This is a genomic window from Thermoplasmata archaeon, assembly GCA_035632695.1.
Lineage (GTDB): Archaea > Thermoplasmatota > Thermoplasmata > RBG-16-68-12 > RBG-16-68-12 > RBG-16-68-12.
Window position 1 is genome coordinate 1 of record DASQGG010000205.1, and the last position, 19,159, is coordinate 19,159.

Here is a 19,159-nt window from a genome sequence, read left to right on the forward strand (position 1 = left end):
GTGCCGGGTCATGACCTTGGCTCCGAGTTGCTCACGGTACGTGTCAGGCACGCCGTCGTAGACCGACGGGCGCACGAGATCCGTCTTCCGCGCGGAGGCATCGCCAAGCAGGAGAAGCTTCCGTTTCAGCTCCGCATGGTAGGAGCACACCCAGCCTCCCCCGGGCCCGCGCGTGCAGACAACCCGCACCCGAGGGTCCGACCACGGGTCCGAGCCCGCGGCCGAGGACAGGACGATCCCTTTCGGCTCCCGATCGCGCAGGTGCGGGGCGCAGCGGGGGCATCCGTCGATCGCGCGGAGGATGCGCTGCAGGTGGAGCTCTCCTTCGGATCGCCGCAGGAGCGCCTCCTGGGGAGGGTCCAGGAACGCCCGGGAGAAGGAAGCGAGTTCCGCCTGGTGGGGCGGGCAGACGGCGGATGCGCCGAAGGACCCCTCCATTGTCTCTCATCCGGGAGGGCCGGCGGTCATCTTGAACCAGGCCTTGCGGTTCTCAAGGGTGATACGTTTGGCGGGTCATGGGGTCCGTCCTGCGGGTCACGCGATTGCGAAGTAGTCCTTCCGCAGCTGCTCCAGGTCGAGGAGCTTGGAAGGCTCCCCGGACCGCACGATCTGGCCGTTCTCCACGATGTACCCGAAGTCCGCGATCCGAAGGGCTTGATACGCATTCTGCTCCACCAGGAGCAGCCCTAGCCCCTCGCCGCGAAGCTCTTGGATGGTTTCGAAGATCTCCGAGACCACCAGGGGCGCGAGTCCGAGGCTGGGCTCGTCGAGGACGAGAATGGAGGGCTTGGCCATCAGGGCGCGGCCGATGCCGGCCATCTGCTGCTCGCCGCCGCTCAAACGTCCCGCCTTCACCCGCGCTCGCTCGCGAAGGCGCGGGAACAGCTCGTAGACCCGTTGGAGTGTGGCCTCCGCGTCCTTCCTCGCCCGGGAGTTGTACGCACCCAGGAGGAGGTTCGCTTCCGTCGTCAGTTGTGGGAACAAGCGACGCCCTTCCGGGCACGCGGCGATGCCTCGCTCCGGCCGTAGGTGCGCGGGTACCTCCGTGATGTCCTCGTTCTGAAACATGACGCGTCCCTTCGATGGGCTCAGGAGACCCGTGACCACCTTGAGGATCGTCGATTTGCCCGCGCCATTCGGGCCTACGATGACCGTCATCGCCGCATCCCTGGCCTCCAGGGTCACGTCCCGGAGGATCTGGGTACCGCCGTACCCGGCATGGATGCCCTCAAGCCGGAGCACGCACGGCCTCCCGGCCGAGGTAGGCCTCAACGACGGCGGGGTTTTGCACGATGGCCTGGGGCGTGCCCTCCGCGATGACCCGACCTTCTTCCAGGACAACGACCCGGGCTGCGAGGCTCAGGACTGCGCGCATGACATGCTCCACCACGAGCGCCCCGAAACCGCGCTCCGTTTGGGCCTTCCGGAAGAGGTCCACCAACGCGCGCACCTCCTCCGGGGAGAGTCCTGCGAAAGTCTCGTCCAAGAGGAGGAACCGCGCTCCCGTGGCGAGTGCGCGGGCGAACTCGAGACGCTTCTTCTCCTGGACCGTGAGCGAACCGGCAGGCACGTCCGCGCGGGAGCGGAGCTCGACGAGGGACAAGATGCGATCCGTCTCCTGGTGGGCTCGGGTGGGGTCGGGCTCCCGCCCGCCGAACATGGCCGCCACCGACACGTTCTCGCGTACGGTCATGCCCGAGAAGGGCTTGGGGATCTGATGGGTTTTCGCGACCCCCGCATGGACCACGCGGTACGGCGGGAACCGATCGACCCTCTCGCGATCCAGGAGCACCTGGCCCGACGAGGGTGAAAGGCTGCCGGAGAGGATGTTGAGCAGGGTCGTCTTCCCTGAGCCGTTGGGTCCGATGAGGCCCACGATCTCACCTTCCTCGACATGGAGGGAAACGCCTCGCAGGGCTTGCACCCCTCCGAAGTTCCTCACGATATCGCGGGCCTCGAGGCGCCGGGTCACTCGATGAACCCCCGCGCCTCGGGGAGATACCGCCGGATCGTTCCGACGATGCCCTGGGGGACGAACAGTGCGACGACGATGACGACCACGCCGATGACGATGGCTTGGCCTTGGGGGAGTACGCGAAGGAGTAGCTGGTAGGGAATGTAGACCAGGATGGCCCCCAAGATGGGACCAAGGAGGGTACCCATGCCGCCAACCACGATCATGGCGAGCATGAGGAGCGACAATCCGAGGTCGAAGCTGGCCTGCGGGAAGACGCCCGAGAGGTACCACCCGAGGACGGAGCCGGCGGCTCCCGCAAAGAAGCCGCTGACCATGTAGAGCTCCAGCTTGAGGCGGGGCACGTTGATCCCCACCGCGGCCGCGGCGTCCTCATCGTCTCGGAGGGCCCGGATCCCCGCGCCGAGCCGCCCGCGCGTCACCCACCAGGTGACCCCGATCTCGGCCCCGAGCAGGACCCAAAGCGTGTAGTACTGGGCGAGCGTCCGGAACCCGAGGTTCAGGAACAGCCCCGCACCGCCGCCCAGCGCGGGCGTGGCGGAGATGATGTGGTAGGCCGCGAGGGGGGTGACGAGGGTCGCGATCGCAAAGTACACGCCGCGGAGACGAAGCGTCACGACACCGATGCCGCCCGCGAGGGCCGCGCCGACGAGGCCGCCCGCGGCGACCCCCACGAGCGGGTCCACTTTCCAGGTGTCGATCAGGAATCCCAGGGTGTACGCCCCCACCCCGACGAACACGACGTGGCCGAAGCTCACGTAGCCCGTCAGGCCCGTGATCAGGTTTATCGAGTACGCCCAGGACGCGTAGATCAGGAGAAGCACGAGGACGGTGAGCAGGGCAACGGGCAGCCAGGGACCGACGACAGCCAGCGCGACGAGAAAGAGTGCGAGGCCCTGAGCCGTCGCTCCGAGCTCTCGCCATCGACGGGATATGGCACCCGCGTTCATCGGAGGATGCCCTCCGGCGTGAAGACGAGCACGGGGATGATCACGAGGAACGCGATCGCGTAGGCGAAATCCGAGGGGATGAACGCCGGCAACACGTCGAGCAGGATGCCGAGCGTGAGCCCCCCGACGAGGCTGCCCCACATCTTTCCGGCGCCGCCGAGAGCCACGATGACGAAGCTGATGGGTGCGTAGATCTGTCCCAGGTAGGGGTCGATGCCGACATGGAGCCACACGGTGAGGAGGGCGCCTCCCGCCATGGTCGTGGCGAATCCGAGGCCGGTCGCCACGGCCGCGACCTTCGTCGGGTCGACCCCCATGAGCTTCGCGGCGGCGATGTCTTGGCTGTAGGCGCGGATGGCTCTTCCCAGGTAGGTGCGCGTCAGGAAGACATGGGTCGCGGCGATGATCGCGACGGATGCCACCGCGACATACGTACCTCCCAAGGGGAGGTCAATGGGTCCGAAGACGAGGGTCGGCGTGCTGTACCGCACGGCGACCGGGTGGGCCAGGACGGCCACACCCAGGTTCACCAGGACCAAGCTGAGCCCGAAGGTCGCCACCAGGGTCACGAGCTCGGTCTGGAGCGTCACCTGTTCCTTCCCGCGTAGCTCGCGGTGCAGGAAGCCGAAGTAGAAGCCGATGCCGATTGCCAGGCCCAGGAGGGCATCGATGGGCGCGGCGACGAGGGGGTCGAGCCCCCAATACAGGTTGAGAAAGTAGGCACCGTAGGCCCCGAGCATGACGAACTCCCCATGGGCGATGTTCACCACCTTGGTGACGCCCCAGATCAGGTTGAGCCCGTGGGCGATCGCGGCGAGGACGCAACCTAGGAGCACCCCGTAAACTAGGAACGCAGCTAGGGTCCCCGCGTCGACCATGCGGTTCTCAAGTCCTGGACCTTAGCTTCCTGTATAGGGGTACTGCACGGCGGCCGACGCGACCGAGGTCGGCCAGACGACCTTGAGGGCGCCGGCCTGCCACTGGTCGACGACCATGGAGTGGGCGATCTGCAGTCCGGTGGAACTGACCTGGAACTCCCCGAAGAAAGTCATTGCCTTCATGGACCCGAGGGCGGCTCGCACGCTCGCGGTGTTGAGGCTTTGCGCCACTTGGATGGCGTGCGCCAGGATGAACACCGTCGCCGCGGCTTCTCCCGAGTGATAGGTCGGCGTCGCGCTGCTCGTCAGGTTCCCGTAGAGGGAGGTGAACTGGGCCCCGCTCGGCCCGTACCACGTGAAGCCCGCGGCCGTCGCCATCGACGGCGTGTAGCTCACGCTCGTCTCCCACTGGGACGGTCCGGTCACGTTGTTCGAGGCTGCGTGGAGCTGCGACTGGAAACTCCCCTCCGTCACGGCGACGAGGAGAGAAACGAAGCTGGGGGTCCACGCCACCGACGTGAGTTGTTGCATGATGGCCACGCCGTCCGTGAAGTGTCCGCCGCCCAGCAGGTCGGTCGCTCCCGCGTTCTTCGCGGCGGTGAGCTGCGTCGACAGATCCGTCGCCGTGGACGGGTAGCTCTGGTTGTAGACCACGTTCAGGCCAAGACTCGCCGCGTAGGCGGCCGCCCCTTGCCCGCAGATGATGGAGAAGGCGTCGTTCGCGTACAGCAGGGCGATCTTGTCCGTCGGGTGGTTCGCCTTGAGGTAATCGAGAGCGCCCTTGAGGTACCCCGAGGCCGGGCTGAGGACCTCGACGACGTTCTTGTATCCGTGCTGGAAGATCGTGTCGGAAGCGCCGCCGTGGGACAGCATGACCGTGTTGTACGTGTCCGCGACGGGTGCGGCGGCCGCCGTGAGGCCGCTGCTGTACGGCGCCAGGAGGAACTGGTCGTGGTCCGTCGTGACGAACGACGTGTATGTGGTCGGGATGTTGGTGGATAGGCTCTGGTCGTCCACGTAATCGAGCGAGATTTGGTAGGACGTCCCGTTCACCGTGACGCCGCCGTGGGTGTTGATCCACTGAACGGCCGTCTTGATTCCGTTCAGGGAGTTAGTCCCTTCGATGTTGTACGTGCCCGTGAGGGAGATCGTGAAGCCAAGCTTGATCGTGTTCGCGGCGGGCGGCTGTCCCAGGTAGTAGATCGCCACCGCGGCAATTGCGACCAGGATCACGACGACCACGACGATGATCGCTATCAGCTTCCCCCGTCCACCCTTCGCCGCGCCGGCTGGCGCCGGCTGCGGCTCGACCGGTTGAGTCATGCTACCTTACCTCCGACAACCCGCGGGGCCAGCGTATCGGCGATGTCAGGTTCCCCAGGAGTAATCCCAGGGCCTTCACTGGTCGTCACTCGCCTCCCCTCGGTCCGACGGGGAAGGTAGCGCGGGTGGGCTTAAGCTACTTGCGGTTTGCTTCCGGCGGCGCGATTCGGACCGTCTCCGTCGAAAGTCTCAACCTGGGCCGGTCCTTCCCCGGTCCCGTGGACGCCCGTCGGCGCGACTACGTGTTCGTGGTCCTGGCGAGCGTGTTCTGGGGCACCGCATTCCCGGGGACCAAGCTCATCGCGGGCCCCGTGGACCCGCTCGTGATCACGGCGGCGCGGCTCGGAATCGGTGCCCTTCTCGGCCTCGCCGTCCTCGCAGGCATGCGGCGTCTCCGGTGGTCCTTTCTGCGGGAACCGTGGATCTGGGGGCTCGGGCTCGTGAACTCCCTCGCCTTCAACCTGCAGAACGTCGGGTTGGTGTACACCACCGTGTCGAAGACCGCGCTCCTCGTGAACGTGAACATCGTGTTCATTGCAATCCTCATGGTCTTCGTGTACAAGGAGAAAACCACCCTGGCCCGGGCCACCGGGATCGGCTTGGGTCTCCTCGGCGTCGTCGTCCTCGCCACGAAGCTGAACGCCGACACCCTGGGCGGCGGCGACTTCCTCGGCGATGTCCTCGTGTTCATGGCGGGAGTCATGTGGGCCTTCTACGTGATCGGCCTGAAGGGGATGGTCGACCGTGGTGGGGATTATCTCGCCCTCGTGACCATGGTCATTGCGACGACCGCCCTGTGGTCCCTCCTGCCGCTCCCGTTCGTTCGCGGCGGCTGGCCGTCCGGCGCCATCTCCTGGACCGCGATCGCCTACCTCGGCCTGGTCCCGACGTTCCTGCCCATGCTCCTGTACACCCTGAGCCTCCGGACGATCTCCCCGACGGTCTCCAGCCTCCTCGTGCTCCTGGAGATCCTCGTCGCCACGCTGTTCGCCGTTGCGATGCTCGGCGAGGTCCTCGACGCCTTCACCCTCCTGGGCGGGGGGCTCATCCTCCTCGGGACGTACGTGACGACGAGGGGGGAGCAGCCGATTCCGGAGCCCGGCGCCGCGGGCCTCGCGAACGTGCCCGCAGACCCCGCCGTCGTCGAGTGGGGCGGTCCCCGCCGCCCCTAAGATCGTCCGCCCGCGGAAGGTTCATTACCGCCGCGCGGGCTGTCCCGCGGGGGAAAGGCGGTGGTCGAGGAGGGTCCGTTCTTCGAGGACTTCCATCCGGGGATGAAGGTCCAGAGCCGGATCGGGCGGACGATCACGGAGACGGACAACGTCTGGTTCACCCTGCTCACGGGGAACTCGAACCAGATCCACTTCAATCAAGACTACACCCGGAAGACGTTTCCCGGGGAACCGTTCCGCGGACGTCTGGTCGTCAACGGGTTCCTGACGATCGCGATCGCGGCGGGACTGCTCGTGGACGCGACGAGCCGAAACGGTTTCCAGGTAGGGATGGAGAATGTGAAGTTCCTCGAGCCCGTATTCCACGGGGACACCCTATACTCGGAGGCCGAGGTCACCCAGGTCCGCGAGTCGCGGACCCGGGCAGGTTTCGGCTTGGTGACCTTGCGCACGAGGGGTCGGAATGAGCGCGGGCAGACCGTCGTCGAATTCGACCGGGTCTTCATGGTCCGGAAGCGCGGGGTGACGTGGGATGTCGACCGGGCCCACTGACGCCCAGGAGCTCATCCGGTCGAACGTCGCGCGCCTCATGGACGCGTACGGCCCGGACTACTGGAAGGGCCTCGAGGAGCACGAGGCGTATCCGGAGGCCTTCGTGAAGGAGTTCGAAGGCCTCGGCTTCGGCGGCCTCCTGGTGCCGCAGGAATACGGCGGCCCGGGCGGCACCCTCTCCGACGCCGTCCGCGTCCTCGAGGAGATTCACGCCCGCGGCGGGAACGCGCAGCCGTTCCACGGGCAGTACTACCTGTCCTTCCTGGTGTCCCGCTTCGCCGCGCCCGACTTGAGGAAGAAGGTCCTCGGCCCCCTCGCGAAAGGCGAGCTGCGGATGCAGAGCTTCGCACTCACGGAGGCCGAAGCGGGGAGCGACACGGCCCGCATCCGCACGACGGCCCGGCCCCGCGGCGACGGATACGTCGTGAGCGGTAGGAAGATGTTCGTCTCCCGGGTCGAACAGAGCGACCTCATGGTCCTCGTGGCCCGCACGGCACCCCTCGACGAGGTCGCGGGACGCACGAAGGGGCTCAGCCTGTTCCTCCTCGATCTGCGCGAGGCGAAGGGGATCGAGCGCACGCGTGTGCGGACGATGTTCAACAGCCAGACCTACGAGGTGTTCTTCAATGACGTCGAGATCCCGGGCGACGCGCGGATTGGCGAGGAGGGCCGCGGCTTCGAGTACCTGCTCCACGTCCTCAACCCGGAGCGGATGCTGATCGCCTCGGAGTGCCTCGGCGACGCCCGCTGGTTCATCGACCGGGCGACGGAATACGCGAAGCACCGCGTCGTCTTCGGGAAGCCCATCGGGAGCTACCAAGGGGTGCAATTCCCCATCGCAGAGGCGTACGCGGAGCTCGTGGCCGCGGATCTCGTCCGCTGGGAGGCCGTGCGGCGGTACGAGGCGGACGCGGACTCCCGGGACGTCGGGAAGTACGCCAACCTCGCCAAGTACCTCGCCTCCCAGTGCTCCTGGCATGCGGGCAACGTGGCCATGGACGTCCACGGCGGCTACGGCATGACGAGGGACATGCACATCGAACGCAAGCTTCGGGAGACGAGGCTCTACCAGGTGGCGCCTGTCGCGAACAACCTGGTCCTGGGCTACGTGGCGCACAGCGTCCTCGGCCTCCCCAAATCGTACTAGGAGGCGACGAGGGGGCTCGCATGAAACGCCGGAGCCAGCTGTACGTGCCCGCGAACAACCCGCGGATGCTGGAGAAGGCGGCCACCCTGGAGGCCGACTCCGTGATCCTGGACCTGGAGGACGCCATCCCTCCCGAGCAGAAGGTCCCGACCCGGGGCACGCTCGCCGCGGACATCCGGCGCATCGCGTGGGGACGGCGCGAGGTCTGCGTGCGCGTGAACGGGCTCGGGAGCCCCGAGGGACCTGAAGACGTGAAGGTCGTGAGCCGGGAGGGCCGTGTGGACGCCCTCGTGATTCCCAAGGCGGAGGGCGACCTGTCCCCCGTCTCCCGGGACACGGGGAAGAACCTGGTCCCTCTGATCGAGACCGCCCTCGGCCTCACTCGCATCGAGGATGTGGTGCGCAGCGAGGGCGTGGTCGCCGTGAGCTACGGGGCGGGAGACCTTGCGGTCTCCGTCGGCGGCGACATCCGGGCGTACGCGCGGAATGTCTACGTGAAGACCCGGATCGTCACGGTCGCCTCGGCGTACGGGGTGGACGCGATCGATCGGGTGTACTTCGACCTCGAGGACGTCGACGGGTTCCGCTCGGAAGCCCTTGAGTCCCGGGGCCTGGGCTACGTCGGGAAGCAGGTCGTGCACCCGCGGCAGGTCACCCTGGCCAACGCGATCTACGCTCCCGATCCCAAGGAGGTGGCCTGGGCTCGGCAGGTTGTGGACGCGTACGAGTCCGCCGCCCGGAACGGCAGAGGGGCCATCCGGGTCCGCGACCAGGTCGTCGACGCGGTCCACTATCGGTGGGCGCAGAAGGTCCTCGAGCGGGCCGGTACCTGAGCCGAAGGCCCTTTCACCGGCGCTCGTCCCCGTCCCGGAAACGCGCCGCGGCCTCCCAGTCGATGGGAAGGTGGCCGCCCTTCGCGCGCGCGACGCGGTAGTACTCCCACAGTCGGTCGCGGAACGCGGGGTGGCTGCAGCGATCGATGATTGCCTCCGCGCGCTCCCGCGCGGACTTGCCCCGAAGGTCCGCGCATCCTTGGTCCGTGATCAGGACGTCCACGTCCTGCCGCGGGATGTCCGGGCTGGACGCGAAGGGCACGATGCGGGAGAAGCGGCCCCCGCCCGCGGTGGACGGCATGGCCACGACGACCAAGCGGGCTGCGCGGTCGAAGTCCGGCGACCCGCCCACGCCGTTGTGGATTGCGCTCCCGATGTGGGACGTGTTCGCGCCTCCGAAGAGGTCGACCTCGAGGGCCTGCTGGACCGTGATCAGGTTGAGGCGGGCGATGACCTCCAGGCTGTTTGACACGTCGTAGGGCCGGAGCACAATGCGCTTTCGGACGGCCTCGATGCGTGCGAAGACCTCGTCGAGCACACCCTCATCCCCGGGGAGCAGGTACATGGCCGTCGTGCTGATTCCGCGGACCCTGTCGCCGACGGCCTCCGCCCACCGCGCGGGGATGCCCTCCGTCCAGATGTCGAGATCCCGGAAGGGGAGCGCATCGAGGAGGGCGGCCGCGAGAGGCCCGGCGCCCAGCTGGAGCGCGAAGCGACCGGCATCCCCGGATTTGAGGTCCGCCTCGAGGAAGCCCGCGACCGCGTCCGCGATTTGGCGGTCCGCGGGCACCGTGCCGCTGTAGGCCGCGGAGGCTTCCTCCTTCCGGTCCGTGATCACGATGGCCGCGATCTTGGAAGGCGGCACGGTCACGTACGGCGTGCCGACCCGGTCGCGGACGCCCCGGATGGGGATGGGCACACCGGGACGCACTCGGTAGACGTCGTGCAGCCCGGTCAGGTCGGGCTTCCGCTCGTTGACCTCAATGATGACGTGCCGGCTCGCTTCCACGAATGCAGGGAGGGCGTCCAGGGACAGCGACGGGATCACATGCCCGCGCTCGCCGATGGCCGTGGCCTCGATGACCGAGACGTCGATGGGCTTCCCTCCCGTGAAGATGCCGCGGCGGACGAACTCGGGGACCTCGCCGATCCGGGGATCGAAGAACTCGACGCGGCCGTCGTTCACACCTTTCCGCGCAGGTCCGCTCAGGTAGGGGAATCGGCGACGGATACCGACGGGCGCGATCGCGCGCTCGAAGCGCTCGGTCGTTGCGCCGCCCGTGAGCAGGGTGAGGTTGAATCCACGACCCGACGCAGCTGCCCGGCCAAGCGCGTCGGGGACCTCCTTGGCTAGGGAGGATCCGCCCATGCAAGAGAAGGCGATGGAGCCGCGCTCCGGCACGAAGCGCTCCACGGCCTCCGCGGCATCCATGACCCGGGAACGCAGCGATGTAGGACGAACTCGATTGCTCATGGCTCGCGCGATCCGCGCGTCCCGGCCATGACGGTCTTCCCCATAATCGTATGGTCCTTGGCGCCGCGCCACGGGTCGTCGCCCGAAGGGGATATCAGGGACGCTCGCCGTGGCGAGGCTCGGACACCCATGGGAGGCAAGCCGGTTTCGTCGGGCGGAGCCGATAGCGCGGCGGTCTCCCGGCGCTTCTTCCGGCGTGCGAGGATCCGGAATCCCTGGGTCATCGTGACCCTCTCCTCCGCCGCGTTCTTCATGAGCTACTTCGGGCGGATGATCTGGAGCGTCTTCGACGTCTACGCGACCTCCTTGCGGCCCACGCTCTTCGAGGATTCCTTGGTCTTCTCCCTCTTCTTCGTGGGCTACGTGGCCGTCCAGGTTCCCGCGGGGCTCGTGGCCGACCGAGTTCGGCCGAACCTCGTCACCGGAGTCTCCCTGATCGCGGTCGGCCTCGCCCTGCTCTTAGGCGGCTCCGCGGAGGGCATGGCCGTCGAATATCTGTCGAGTCTCCTGATGGGCCTCGCGGCCGGCTGGATCTACCCGGACACGGTTCGGGCCTTGACCGCACTGTTTCCGTCCCGGGAGCGGCGTGCAGTTGCTATGGGCTACTACAGCCTGGCGTGGCCCATGTCCGTCTTCCTCCTTGGAATCGTCCTTCCGATTACCGCGGTCGCCGTGGGATGGCGCGGCGGGTACACCCTCGTGGCCCTGGTCGCTATCCTCCTCGGCGTCGTCTACCTCTTCATCGACGTGGAGGTCTTCCGGCCTCAGCGGGCCAGCCTAGCCTTCCTGATTACTCGGAATTCGCTGCTCATCGCGTTCGGGGGCTTCGCGTTCTTCCTTCCATACTGGGCGGTCACCCTCTTCGCTTTCGACTACTTCGTCGGGACGGGCATGGCCGCCTTCCCCGCGGGCCTCGCCGTCGCCTTCCTTGCGCTCGCCGGAATCCCGTCGACCCTGGTCTCGGGATACGTGATGAACCGGGTGGGAATCCGTCGCGCGGCGGTGTCCTCCCTAATCCTCTACGGGGTCGCTTTCCTCCTTCTCGCCGCGTTCCAGGATTTCTTCGTGATCCTGGGCGTCGCCCTGGCCATGGGATTCTTCCGCTTCCTCGTGACCCCGATCAACGCGGAGATCGTGTCCGAGATCGGGGAAGAGCGGGCGGGCCACGTCACGGGATTCGCGAATGTCTTCTGGCAGCTGAGCGGCGTCGTCGCGCCAATCCTCGCCGCGTTCGTGATCTCCGGGTTTGGGTATGCGGTGTGCTGGTACGCGATGGGCGCCTTGGTGTTCGTCGCAGCTGCGATCTACGCGCGGATCGGAATCCCCCGCCCATCCGCGCCTGCTTCTACGTAGCCCCGGCACGCGTCCGGAGCATGCCTCCGCCGAGGAGCAGCCGGGCCTGCTCCGGCCATCATTCCACGGTGACGCTCTTCGCCAGGTTGCGGGGCTTGTCGATCGGGCAACCGCGCAAACGAGCGACGTGGTACGCGAACAGGAAGAGGGCCACGCTCACGGGGACCGGGGAGAAGATCCAAGACGTCCGCGGGACCGCGACCAGGTCGTCCACGAACTTGGGTAGCTCCCGGTCGCCCTCGGTGCCGATGCCCAGGATCTTGGCGCCGCGGGCGTTCACCTCGCCCACGTTGGACCGCATCTTTTCGTAGGTCGGGTCGTCCACGGCGATCGCGAGGACCGGGGTGTCCTTCGTGATCAGGGCGAGAGGACCGTGCTTGAGCTCTCCCGCCGCGTACGCCTCCGCGTGGACGTAGGAGATCTCCTTGAGCTTGAGGGCCCCCTCCATGGCGACGGGATAGTTCACGTGCCGGCCCAGGTAGAACACGTCCCTCGCGTCCTTCCCGTACACCTCGGCGAGGTCCCGGATCTCCGTCTCCTTGTTCAGCACGGCCAGGACGGCACGGGGGAGGGAGCGCAGCTCGTCCTTCAGCCGCTCCGCCTCCTCGTAGCCCAAGGTGCCTCGGTCCAGACCCATCCGAAGCGCGACGAGGTACAGGACGATGAGTTGCGCCACGAACGTCTTCGTCGCGGCGACGCCGATCTCGACCCCGGCGCGGGTGTAGATCGTCTTGTCCGCCTCCCGGGAAAGGCTTGAGCCGATCACGTTGCAGATCCCGAGCGTCTTGCAGCCGCGGCGCTTCGCCTCCCGGGCCGCGCCAAGCGTGTCCGCCGTCTCGCCGCTCTGGGAGATCAGGACCACGAGGGGGCGCTCCGTCGCGGCCTGCATGTACCGGTACTCCGAGGCGAGCTCCGCGCTCGCGGGGATGTGCGCGATCTCCTCGAAGATGTACTTGCCCACGAGGGCGGCGTGGTAGGATGTGCCGCACGCCACGAGCTTCACGTTCGTGACGTCCTCGGCAAGGAACCCGTCGACCTCGAGGTTCGCGACGCGCCCGAGGAGGGTCTCGTGGATCGCCTTGGGCGTTTCGTGGATCTCCTTGATCATGAAGTGCTCGAACCCGCCCTTCTCCGCGTCTTCCAGGTTCCAGAGGATCCGCTGGGGTTCGCGGGAGACCACCTTGCCCTGGAGGTCCTTCACGGTCGCCCGCTGCGGCGTGAGGACGACCATCTCCTTGTCCATCACGTAGACGACCTTGTCCGTGTACTTGAGCAGCGCCGGGACATCGGACGCCAAGAAGGTCTCGTCCGGCGCGATGCCGACGACGAGCGGGCTCTCGTTCCGCGCTCCGATCACCCTGCCGGGCTCGTCCTCGTGCACGACGGCGATCGCGTACGAGCCGCGGACCTCCGCGAGCGCCTTCCGCACGGCGTCCTCGAGGTCCCCATGGTAGAAGGATTCGATCAGGTGGACGAGGCTCTCCGTGTCGGTCTCCGTTCGGAACACATGCCCCTCCCCTTCGAGCTTCTCCCGGAGCGCGGAGTAGTTCTCGATGATCCCGTTGTGCGCGAGGGCGATCTTCCCCGTGCAGTCCGTGTGCGGGTGGGAGTTCACCTTGGACGGCGCGCCGTGGGTCGCCCACCGCGTGTGCGCCAGGCCCGTCGCCCCGTGCATCTGAGGGAGCTGGGCCTCGAGGTTCGCGATGAAGCCCTTGTCCTTCGCGATCTGAAGGCCACTCCCGACGATTGCGACGCCCGCGCTGTCGTACCCGCGGTACTCCAGGCGCTTGAGGCCGTCCAGGAGGATGGGCAGCGCGTCCCGCTGTCCCGCATAGCCGATGATGCCGCACATCTACTGGACCACCGCACCGGCGGGAACCGTCCCGCGGAGCCGCGCCCCGGACAGAACCCGGGCACGCTCGTTGATTACCGCACCGCAGTCCACGCTCACGCCGTTCGCGAGTTCGGAGTCCTCCCCGATGAGCGCGCCGATCTGACGGACCGGGTGGTATTCGCCCTCGATCGACACGTCGGCGGGTCCCGAGGCGGCGAGGAGTCCGGCACGCGCGATGACCCCGGAGCCCAGGACGCTGTCTTGGACCACGCTCGACGGTCCGAGGTTCACGTCGTCCATGAGGATGGAGTTGGCAATCGTGGTGAGGGGCCCGACCCGCACGTTCTTGCCCAGACTTGATGAGGGCAGGACGACGGCATTCGCCCCAATCTCGCAGCCGGGGCCCAGGGAGAGCGGTCCCTGCAGGTAGGTGCCGGCCCGGATCGTACACCCGTCCCCGATGGCGACGCGGCCGCGAATCGTGACGCCTCGTTCGATCGTCCCCGCGCGGACGTCCTGGGTCGCCTGGAGCGCCGTCGCGTTGAGCCGCAGGAGGTCCCACGGATAGCGCGCGTCGACCCAGGTCCCCGTGGACTGGACGGCCGTGATCGGCGTGGTCTTGGCCCATTCCGAGAGGACGGTCGGGAGGTCGTGGTGGTCTTCCTCCGCCGCGCGATCGATCAGGTCGAAGACGGGTGGCTCCAGGACGTACGCACCCGTGCTGATCAGGTTCGACGTGACCTCCCTCGGCCGCTCCGTGATGGCAACGACATTCCGCCCGCGCAGGGTGACGACCCCATACTCCTGGGGGCGCTCGCTCTCCTTGATCGCGACCGCGGGCCCGTCTGCGTGATCCAGGAGATCGGAGACGAACTGCTTGTCGATGAGGCTCGATCCGTTCAGCACGAGGAAGCGGCCCTCGAGACTCGGCCGGGCCTGGCGGACCGCGTGCGCGGTCCCCAGCTGCTTGGGCTCCGGGATGTAGGTAATGCGGGCGTCGAACGCCTTCCCGTCTTGGAAATACGACTGGATGCGCTCGCGGCGATAGCCCGTAACCATGAGGAGGTCTCGGATTCCGGTCTCCACGAGCGCGCGGACCACGTACTCGAGAATCGGGCGGTTGCCGACGGGGATCATGACCTTGGGGACGCTCGCCGTGAAGGGTCCCATGCGGGCGCCCTCCCCGGCCGCGAGGATGACGGCTTTCATGCGCATCGCACCTGGATGGCGGCCCTGCCGCGACCGTCCGCGGATAGTCCGTGGGTGGTCAATATCCCTTGCGATGCCCGACTCGGTCGCGTGGTCCCGGGAGGCGGCACCGGTCCGTGCATGTCCCTGTCCCAGAGCGGTTCAGTATTAATAACTTTCTTACAACATTCCCAGAACCATTACAAAATTGTTAATAGCATTATTCCCATCCTCCGGGCGTGGCTCGTCGTTGGATTGTCGAGGAGAGCCAAGACGGCGCGGTGGCTCGGGAGGTCGAGACGATCGACAAGCCGGCCCGGGTCGGAGCGCTGTCCTCGCCGCTCGCCTGGCGGATCCTCCAGGAGCTGGCCAAGCAGCCGGACTACCCCAACGCGCTCGCGGATCGCCTCAAAGTCCACGAGCAGAAGGTGTACTACCATGTCCGGCGCCTCGAGACCGCGGGGTTCCTCAAAGTCGTCCGGGAGGAACCCAAGCGGGGTGCGTCGGCCCGGGTGCTCGCTCCCACGGCCGACGCATTCGCGATCCTCCTGAAGTCACGCACCGCCTCGGTGCCGTTCCCCGCCTTGCCGCGGTCCGGGATCGTGTCTCGATTCCTGGAGGAGTTCTCCCGCGGCGGCACGTTCGACGGCTGCATCGTCGTGGGCGCCCCTGTCCCCCACGGCCCGTTCGTGACCACGGCGCGGGACTCCCCGTACGCGGTGCAGCTCGGGTTTTTCCTCGGCCGCCTGTTCGCCGCGCCGAAGGGCCTCGTCACGCGCCTGGACACGGAGGTGAAGGCCGCGGGCCCCGACAAGGAGAACATGGTCCTCGTCGGCGGTCCCGTGGCGAACATCATCACGATGGACCTGAACCCCCACCTGGCGGTGAACTTCGATTGGAAGCAGGTCTGGCACGTGGACTCGTCGCGGACGAAGCGCACGTACGCGGACGAGGACGTGGGCCTCGTGGCCAAGGTCCCGAACCCTTGGAACCCCGCGAAGACCGTGGTCGTGCTGAGCGGCCTGCACTACCGGGGCACCCTCTCGAGCATCCTTGGGTTGACCCAGTTCGCGGACGACGTCCTGGACGGGTACGAATCCGGGACCGAGTTCTACCGCGTGGTCTCCGGGCAGGACCGCGATGGGGACGGCCGGATCGACGCCGTGTCTGTGCTCGAGTGATCAGCCCAGCGCGAGGCTCTCGTAGGGGATCTTGTCCTCGAGCCGGGCGTTCGCGGCCTCGATGGCCTCCACGGCCTCCGCGACGCGTTCCTCGGGGACCAGCAGGACCACGTCCAGGCCTCGCTCGGCCGCCGCCACGGTGCCGGCCAGCGGCGCGAATTCGATCTTCGGCTCGAGCCCGAGACGGCGGGAGGCGATGAATCCCTCAATTTCCATGGTCGCGACGAGCGCGCCCCGGGACCGCCGTAGGATACGGCGGCTCGCCTCCGGGCTCACGCGCCGGGCGGAGGCGCGGGAGGCAGGGACTCGTGCGATTGTGATCCGCCCCGGCTTCAAGGCGACGATCCCCTCCAAGCCTCGGACGGCCACGTCCTCGCCCTTCGCCGCATCCTCGGCCGCGATTCCCGTCGAGGTGGAGGCCCGACCCGGATGGGCGACGAGGTAGCCGCGCTCCATGAAGAGGCCCACGCGGTCGCCCCTCCGGATCGTCGCGCCGGACAGCGCCAAGGTCGTCTCGACGAACGCGGTGCTCCGGCTCGCCTGCTCGACGAAGGCGCGCAGCTCTCGCAGGCGTGCCTGGAGGGAATTGATGCCCTTCTTCGTGGCCCTGTACTCGCCGTCCGCGACGGAGAGGAGGCCGTCGGCCTCGAGATCGTGCGCGTAGTCGGATGTGCCCTGGACGCTCATGCCCAGTCGTTCCGCGATCGTCCGCAGACGCGTGTGGCGGTTCGCGGTGACCTCCTGCAGGAAGAGGATGCGGGTGCTCTCCCTCAGGTCCCGGAGGACGTTCACGGTGACACCTTCGCTGCTCCGCATGGTCGCCAACATACTTAAGTAGTCAAGTCCATCGTAATCATCTCAAGTGAACTTGAAGAGGCGCGTCAAGTGCGGTTGTCCCCGGTCCTTGCGGTTCTGCTCGTCGCCGTGTGCGCGGGCGCCCCCGCCGCGAGTCTCTCGGTCCGCGCCGCCCCGGGCACGCCCATCGGCGCACGTTTCCTCTTTGACTTCGGGGACGGGACCTACGCGTGGTCGAACGCCACGATCGCGCGTCCCGACGCCTCGAACGCGTCCTGGAACGCCACCCGGGACGCGGCCACGCAGGCCGGTGTCGCCGTCGCATGGGGGTGGTCGCCCTCCTTCGGGATCTACATCGTGGGGCTCGGGTCCGCCCCCGGCCTCGTCGGGCTGTACCTCTGGAACCGCACGACGACGGAATGGGATGAGCTCCTCGTGGGCATCTCGAGTCTCGTCCTCCGCGACGGCGATGTCCTCGCGATCTCCCAGGTGGGCTTTGATCCCGTAACCTACGCGCCGCTGTATCCCGTCCCCACGCCTCTCAGCCCGTACCCTGTGCAAGAATTCCGGGGGGATCTCGCGAACACAGGCGCTTCCGCGAGCCGTGCGCCAGGTAGCCTCGCGGTTCGGTGGGACCGGGACCTCCATCTCCGGGAAATCGCCTCGAGCCCTGCGGTAGCCTTCGGGCGCGTGTACATCCTCACCATGGACGGGCTCTTCGCGATCAACGAAGCGACCGGTGGCGTCGCGTGGTCCAACCCGTCCATTCGCGGGCTCTCCACCCCCGCGGTCTTCAACGGGACGCTGCTCCTGGGAGGCTCGGACGGACGCCTCCACGCGGTCGACGCGTCGAGCGGGGCCGATCTCTGGAACGTGACCCTGGTCGAACACCCCCAGTTCAGCGGCATCACGTCATCGCCGAAGCTCTGGCTCGGCACTGCGTACGTGGGGACGTTCAACGAGACGGGAGGGCCGGGCGAGGTCGTCGCCTTGTGGGCGACGAACGGTACCATCCGGTGGAGGCACACGGCCTTCGGGTCCGTGAGTTTTTCCTCCCCCGCGCTCTCGAACGGGTTCCTCTTGGTCGGTGTGATTGGCCGCTACAATACGACGACCCAGGTTACGTACGATCCGCCGTACGGGCTCCTGTCCTTGGACGCCACCACGGGCTCACCCCGGTGGTTCTACCGCACGAACGCCTCCGTCGCCGCCTCGCCGCTGGTCACCGGATCCGAGGTGGTTGTTCCCGCGAAGAACGGGTTCGTGTACGCGCTGAATGCGACGACCATGGCGCTCCTCTGGAAAGCGAACGTCGCCGCCGGCGTGTCCTCGCCGGCTCTCGTGGGCTCGAGAATCGTGGTGGGCGGAGGCTCGCTCGGGACGGGAGGGCGAGTCACCGCTCTGGATCTCGCGACCGGTTCCGTCGTCTGGTCCTTCATCCCGAACGGGCCGGTTCAGACCTCCGTCGCGGCGGCGGATGGCAAGGTCTTCTTTGCCACGAACGTCGCGAACGGCACCGTGTACGCGTTGAATGGGAGCACGGGCGGGCTCCTCTGGTCGTACACGCCCTCGCCCGCCCAATACATCTTCGGGTCCCCGGTCGTGGCCGACGGCTATCTCCTCGCCCCCAGCGACAACGGGCACCTGTACGCCTTCCAGGAAGCCGCCCCGGTGGCACCATCCGGACTCCCTTGGGTGCCGATCACGTTCGCCGTCCTGGTGGTCGTCGTGGCCCTGGTCCTCACCCTCTGGATCGTGCGGAGGCGGCGCCATGCCCCGTAGGCTTTCCGAGCGCACCCAGGCGCTCATCTTCCTGATCGTCCTCGGGGTCGCCATCGCGGGCCTCTACGGCTGGGCGCAGGCCAGCCAGGCGCCGCCGGTGCCGCCCGGCCGGGTGAGCGGCGTGAGCCTCCTCGTGGACAGCGGCACGTGGAGGGTCCGCTACGGTCCCGTGACCACGACGAACAACACGGCGTTCGGGCTCCTGATGGAGGCGGCCCGCGTCCTGCGGTTCCCCGTGGTCTACCAGTACTACCAGTCGCCGCCCGGCGTGTTCGTGATCTCGATCAACGGCACGGGGAGCGGACCGAGCAGCTCAGGTTGGCAGTACTGGGTGGGCACGGCGTACGGAGACCGCGGGGCGAACCTGTACCCGCTGTCCAACGGGGTCAACGTAACCTGGCGGTACGGCGCCGACCAGGGGGGTGCGTGAGGTGGGCGGAGGGCTCCGGGGCGTGATCGGCCGTGGGCTGGGAGACCTCAAGACGTGCACCTTCGGCGTCCTCCTCATCGGCCTGGGCGTCCTCGGCAAGCTCGTCTTCCTCCGGTACTTCGCGAACTTCGAGACCATCTTCGTGGTCAGCATGCTCGCGGGCTCCGTCCTCGGCCGGTGGTGGACCGTGCTCGTGCCCATGGTCACCCTTGCGATCGTCGAGCCGTTCCTGTGGGGCGGTCCCTATGCGTTCTACGGGCCCGGTTTGATGCTTGGCCTTTCCTTCTTCATG

19 protein-coding genes are annotated in these 19,159 nt (G+C 67.5%); 9 read left to right on the plus strand and 10 right to left on the minus strand.

Features of this window, described 5'->3' with window-relative positions; genetic code table 11:
• From VEY12_12765 to VEY12_12790, 6 genes are all read right to left on the minus strand, one after another.
• A partial coding sequence (locus tag VEY12_12765; GenBank protein HYM40992.1) for a hypothetical protein occupies positions 1-438 on the minus strand: 438 nt, incomplete at its 3' end.
• A 96-nt stretch (positions 439-534) separates the two neighbouring features.
• Positions 535-1,242 (minus strand): ABC transporter ATP-binding protein, encoded by a 708-nt coding sequence (locus VEY12_12770; protein HYM40993.1) that lies wholly within the window; start codon positions 1,240-1,242, stop codon positions 535-537.
• On the minus strand, positions 1,229-1,972 hold the full coding sequence (locus VEY12_12775; protein HYM40994.1) for an ATP-binding cassette domain-containing protein: 744 nt from the start codon (positions 1,970-1,972) through the stop codon (positions 1,229-1,231). The genes VEY12_12770 and VEY12_12775 overlap by 14 nt, the downstream gene beginning before the upstream one ends.
• Complete coding sequence (locus VEY12_12780; protein HYM40995.1) at positions 1,969-2,925, minus strand: branched-chain amino acid ABC transporter permease; 957 nt, start codon at positions 2,923-2,925, stop codon at positions 1,969-1,971. The genes VEY12_12775 and VEY12_12780 overlap by 4 nt, the downstream gene beginning before the upstream one ends.
• Positions 2,922-3,803, minus strand: coding sequence for a branched-chain amino acid ABC transporter permease (locus tag VEY12_12785; protein ID HYM40996.1), 882 nt, complete (start codon positions 3,801-3,803; stop codon positions 2,922-2,924). Before VEY12_12785 ends, VEY12_12780 begins: the two co-directional genes overlap by 4 nt.
• A 21-nt stretch (positions 3,804-3,824) precedes the next feature.
• Positions 3,825-5,126 carry an amino acid ABC transporter substrate-binding protein gene (locus VEY12_12790; GenBank protein HYM40997.1) on the minus strand — a complete coding sequence of 434 codons (1,302 nt, stop codon included), beginning with the start codon at positions 5,124-5,126 and terminating at the stop codon, positions 3,825-3,827.
• A 140-nt stretch (positions 5,127-5,266) separates the two neighbouring features.
• Here VEY12_12790 and VEY12_12795 point away from each other — a divergent pair, with 140 nt between their 5' ends.
• Genes VEY12_12795 through VEY12_12810 form a run of 4 tightly spaced genes read left to right on the plus strand, consistent with a single transcriptional unit; the run spans position 5,267 to position 8,830 of the window.
• Positions 5,267-6,298 carry a DMT family transporter gene (locus tag VEY12_12795; protein ID HYM40998.1) on the plus strand — a complete coding sequence of 344 codons (1,032 nt, stop codon included), beginning with the start codon at positions 5,267-5,269 and terminating at the stop codon, positions 6,296-6,298.
• A gap of 60 nt (positions 6,299-6,358) precedes the next feature.
• Positions 6,359-6,850: a MaoC family dehydratase gene (locus VEY12_12800; GenBank protein ID HYM40999.1), complete on the plus strand. Its 492-nt coding sequence runs from the start codon at positions 6,359-6,361 to the stop codon at positions 6,848-6,850.
• A complete protein-coding gene (locus tag VEY12_12805; GenBank protein HYM41000.1) occupies positions 6,831-7,997 on the plus strand; it encodes an acyl-CoA dehydrogenase family protein in 1,167 nt (388 codons plus the stop codon). The genes VEY12_12800 and VEY12_12805 overlap by 20 nt, the downstream gene beginning before the upstream one ends.
• Before the next feature lie 20 nt (positions 7,998-8,017).
• The gene (locus VEY12_12810) at positions 8,018-8,830 is read left to right on the plus strand and encodes a CoA ester lyase (protein HYM41001.1); all 813 of its coding nucleotides are present in this window, start codon (positions 8,018-8,020) and stop codon (positions 8,828-8,830) included.
• 13 nt (positions 8,831-8,843) lie between these two features.
• Here the strand turns inward: VEY12_12810 and VEY12_12815 are convergent, their stop codons facing one another.
• A complete protein-coding gene (locus VEY12_12815; GenBank protein HYM41002.1) occupies positions 8,844-10,304 on the minus strand; it encodes an acetyl-CoA hydrolase/transferase C-terminal domain-containing protein in 1,461 nt (486 codons plus the stop codon).
• A 129-nt stretch (positions 10,305-10,433) separates the two neighbouring features.
• Between VEY12_12815 and VEY12_12820 the strand changes: the two genes are divergently transcribed.
• Positions 10,434-11,657, plus strand: a complete 1,224-nt coding sequence (locus VEY12_12820; protein HYM41003.1) for an MFS transporter — start codon at positions 10,434-10,436, stop codon at positions 11,655-11,657.
• 58 nt (positions 11,658-11,715) lie between these two features.
• Here VEY12_12820 and glmS read toward each other — a convergent pair whose 3' ends face one another.
• A complete protein-coding gene (glmS, locus tag VEY12_12825) occupies positions 11,716-13,509 on the minus strand; it encodes a glutamine--fructose-6-phosphate transaminase (isomerizing) (GenBank protein HYM41004.1) in 1,794 nt (597 codons plus the stop codon).
• A complete protein-coding gene (gene glmU, locus VEY12_12830) occupies positions 13,510-14,700 on the minus strand; it encodes a bifunctional sugar-1-phosphate nucleotidylyltransferase/acetyltransferase (GenBank protein ID HYM41005.1) in 1,191 nt (396 codons plus the stop codon).
• A gap of 218 nt (positions 14,701-14,918) precedes the next feature.
• Here glmU and VEY12_12835 point away from each other — a divergent pair, with 218 nt between their 5' ends.
• Positions 14,919-15,860 (plus strand): helix-turn-helix domain-containing protein, encoded by a 942-nt coding sequence (locus VEY12_12835; GenBank protein ID HYM41006.1) that lies wholly within the window; start codon positions 14,919-14,921, stop codon positions 15,858-15,860.
• Here the strand turns inward: VEY12_12835 and VEY12_12840 are convergent, their stop codons facing one another.
• A complete protein-coding gene (locus tag VEY12_12840; GenBank protein ID HYM41007.1) occupies positions 15,861-16,676 on the minus strand; it encodes a hypothetical protein in 816 nt (271 codons plus the stop codon).
• A gap of 69 nt (positions 16,677-16,745) precedes the next feature.
• On the opposite strand from VEY12_12840, the gene VEY12_12845 reads away from it, so the two are divergent.
• From VEY12_12845 to VEY12_12855, 3 genes are all read left to right on the plus strand, one after another.
• Positions 16,746-18,437 carry a PQQ-binding-like beta-propeller repeat protein gene (locus VEY12_12845; protein HYM41008.1) on the plus strand — a complete coding sequence of 564 codons (1,692 nt, stop codon included), beginning with the start codon at positions 16,746-16,748 and terminating at the stop codon, positions 18,435-18,437.
• On the plus strand, positions 18,427-18,867 hold the full coding sequence (locus tag VEY12_12850) for a DUF4430 domain-containing protein (GenBank protein ID HYM41009.1): 441 nt from the start codon (positions 18,427-18,429) through the stop codon (positions 18,865-18,867). The genes VEY12_12845 and VEY12_12850 overlap by 11 nt, the downstream gene beginning before the upstream one ends.
• A 22-nt stretch (positions 18,868-18,889) precedes the next feature.
• On the plus strand, positions 18,890-19,159 hold a 270-nt coding region (locus tag VEY12_12855; protein HYM41010.1), incomplete at its 3' end, for a hypothetical protein.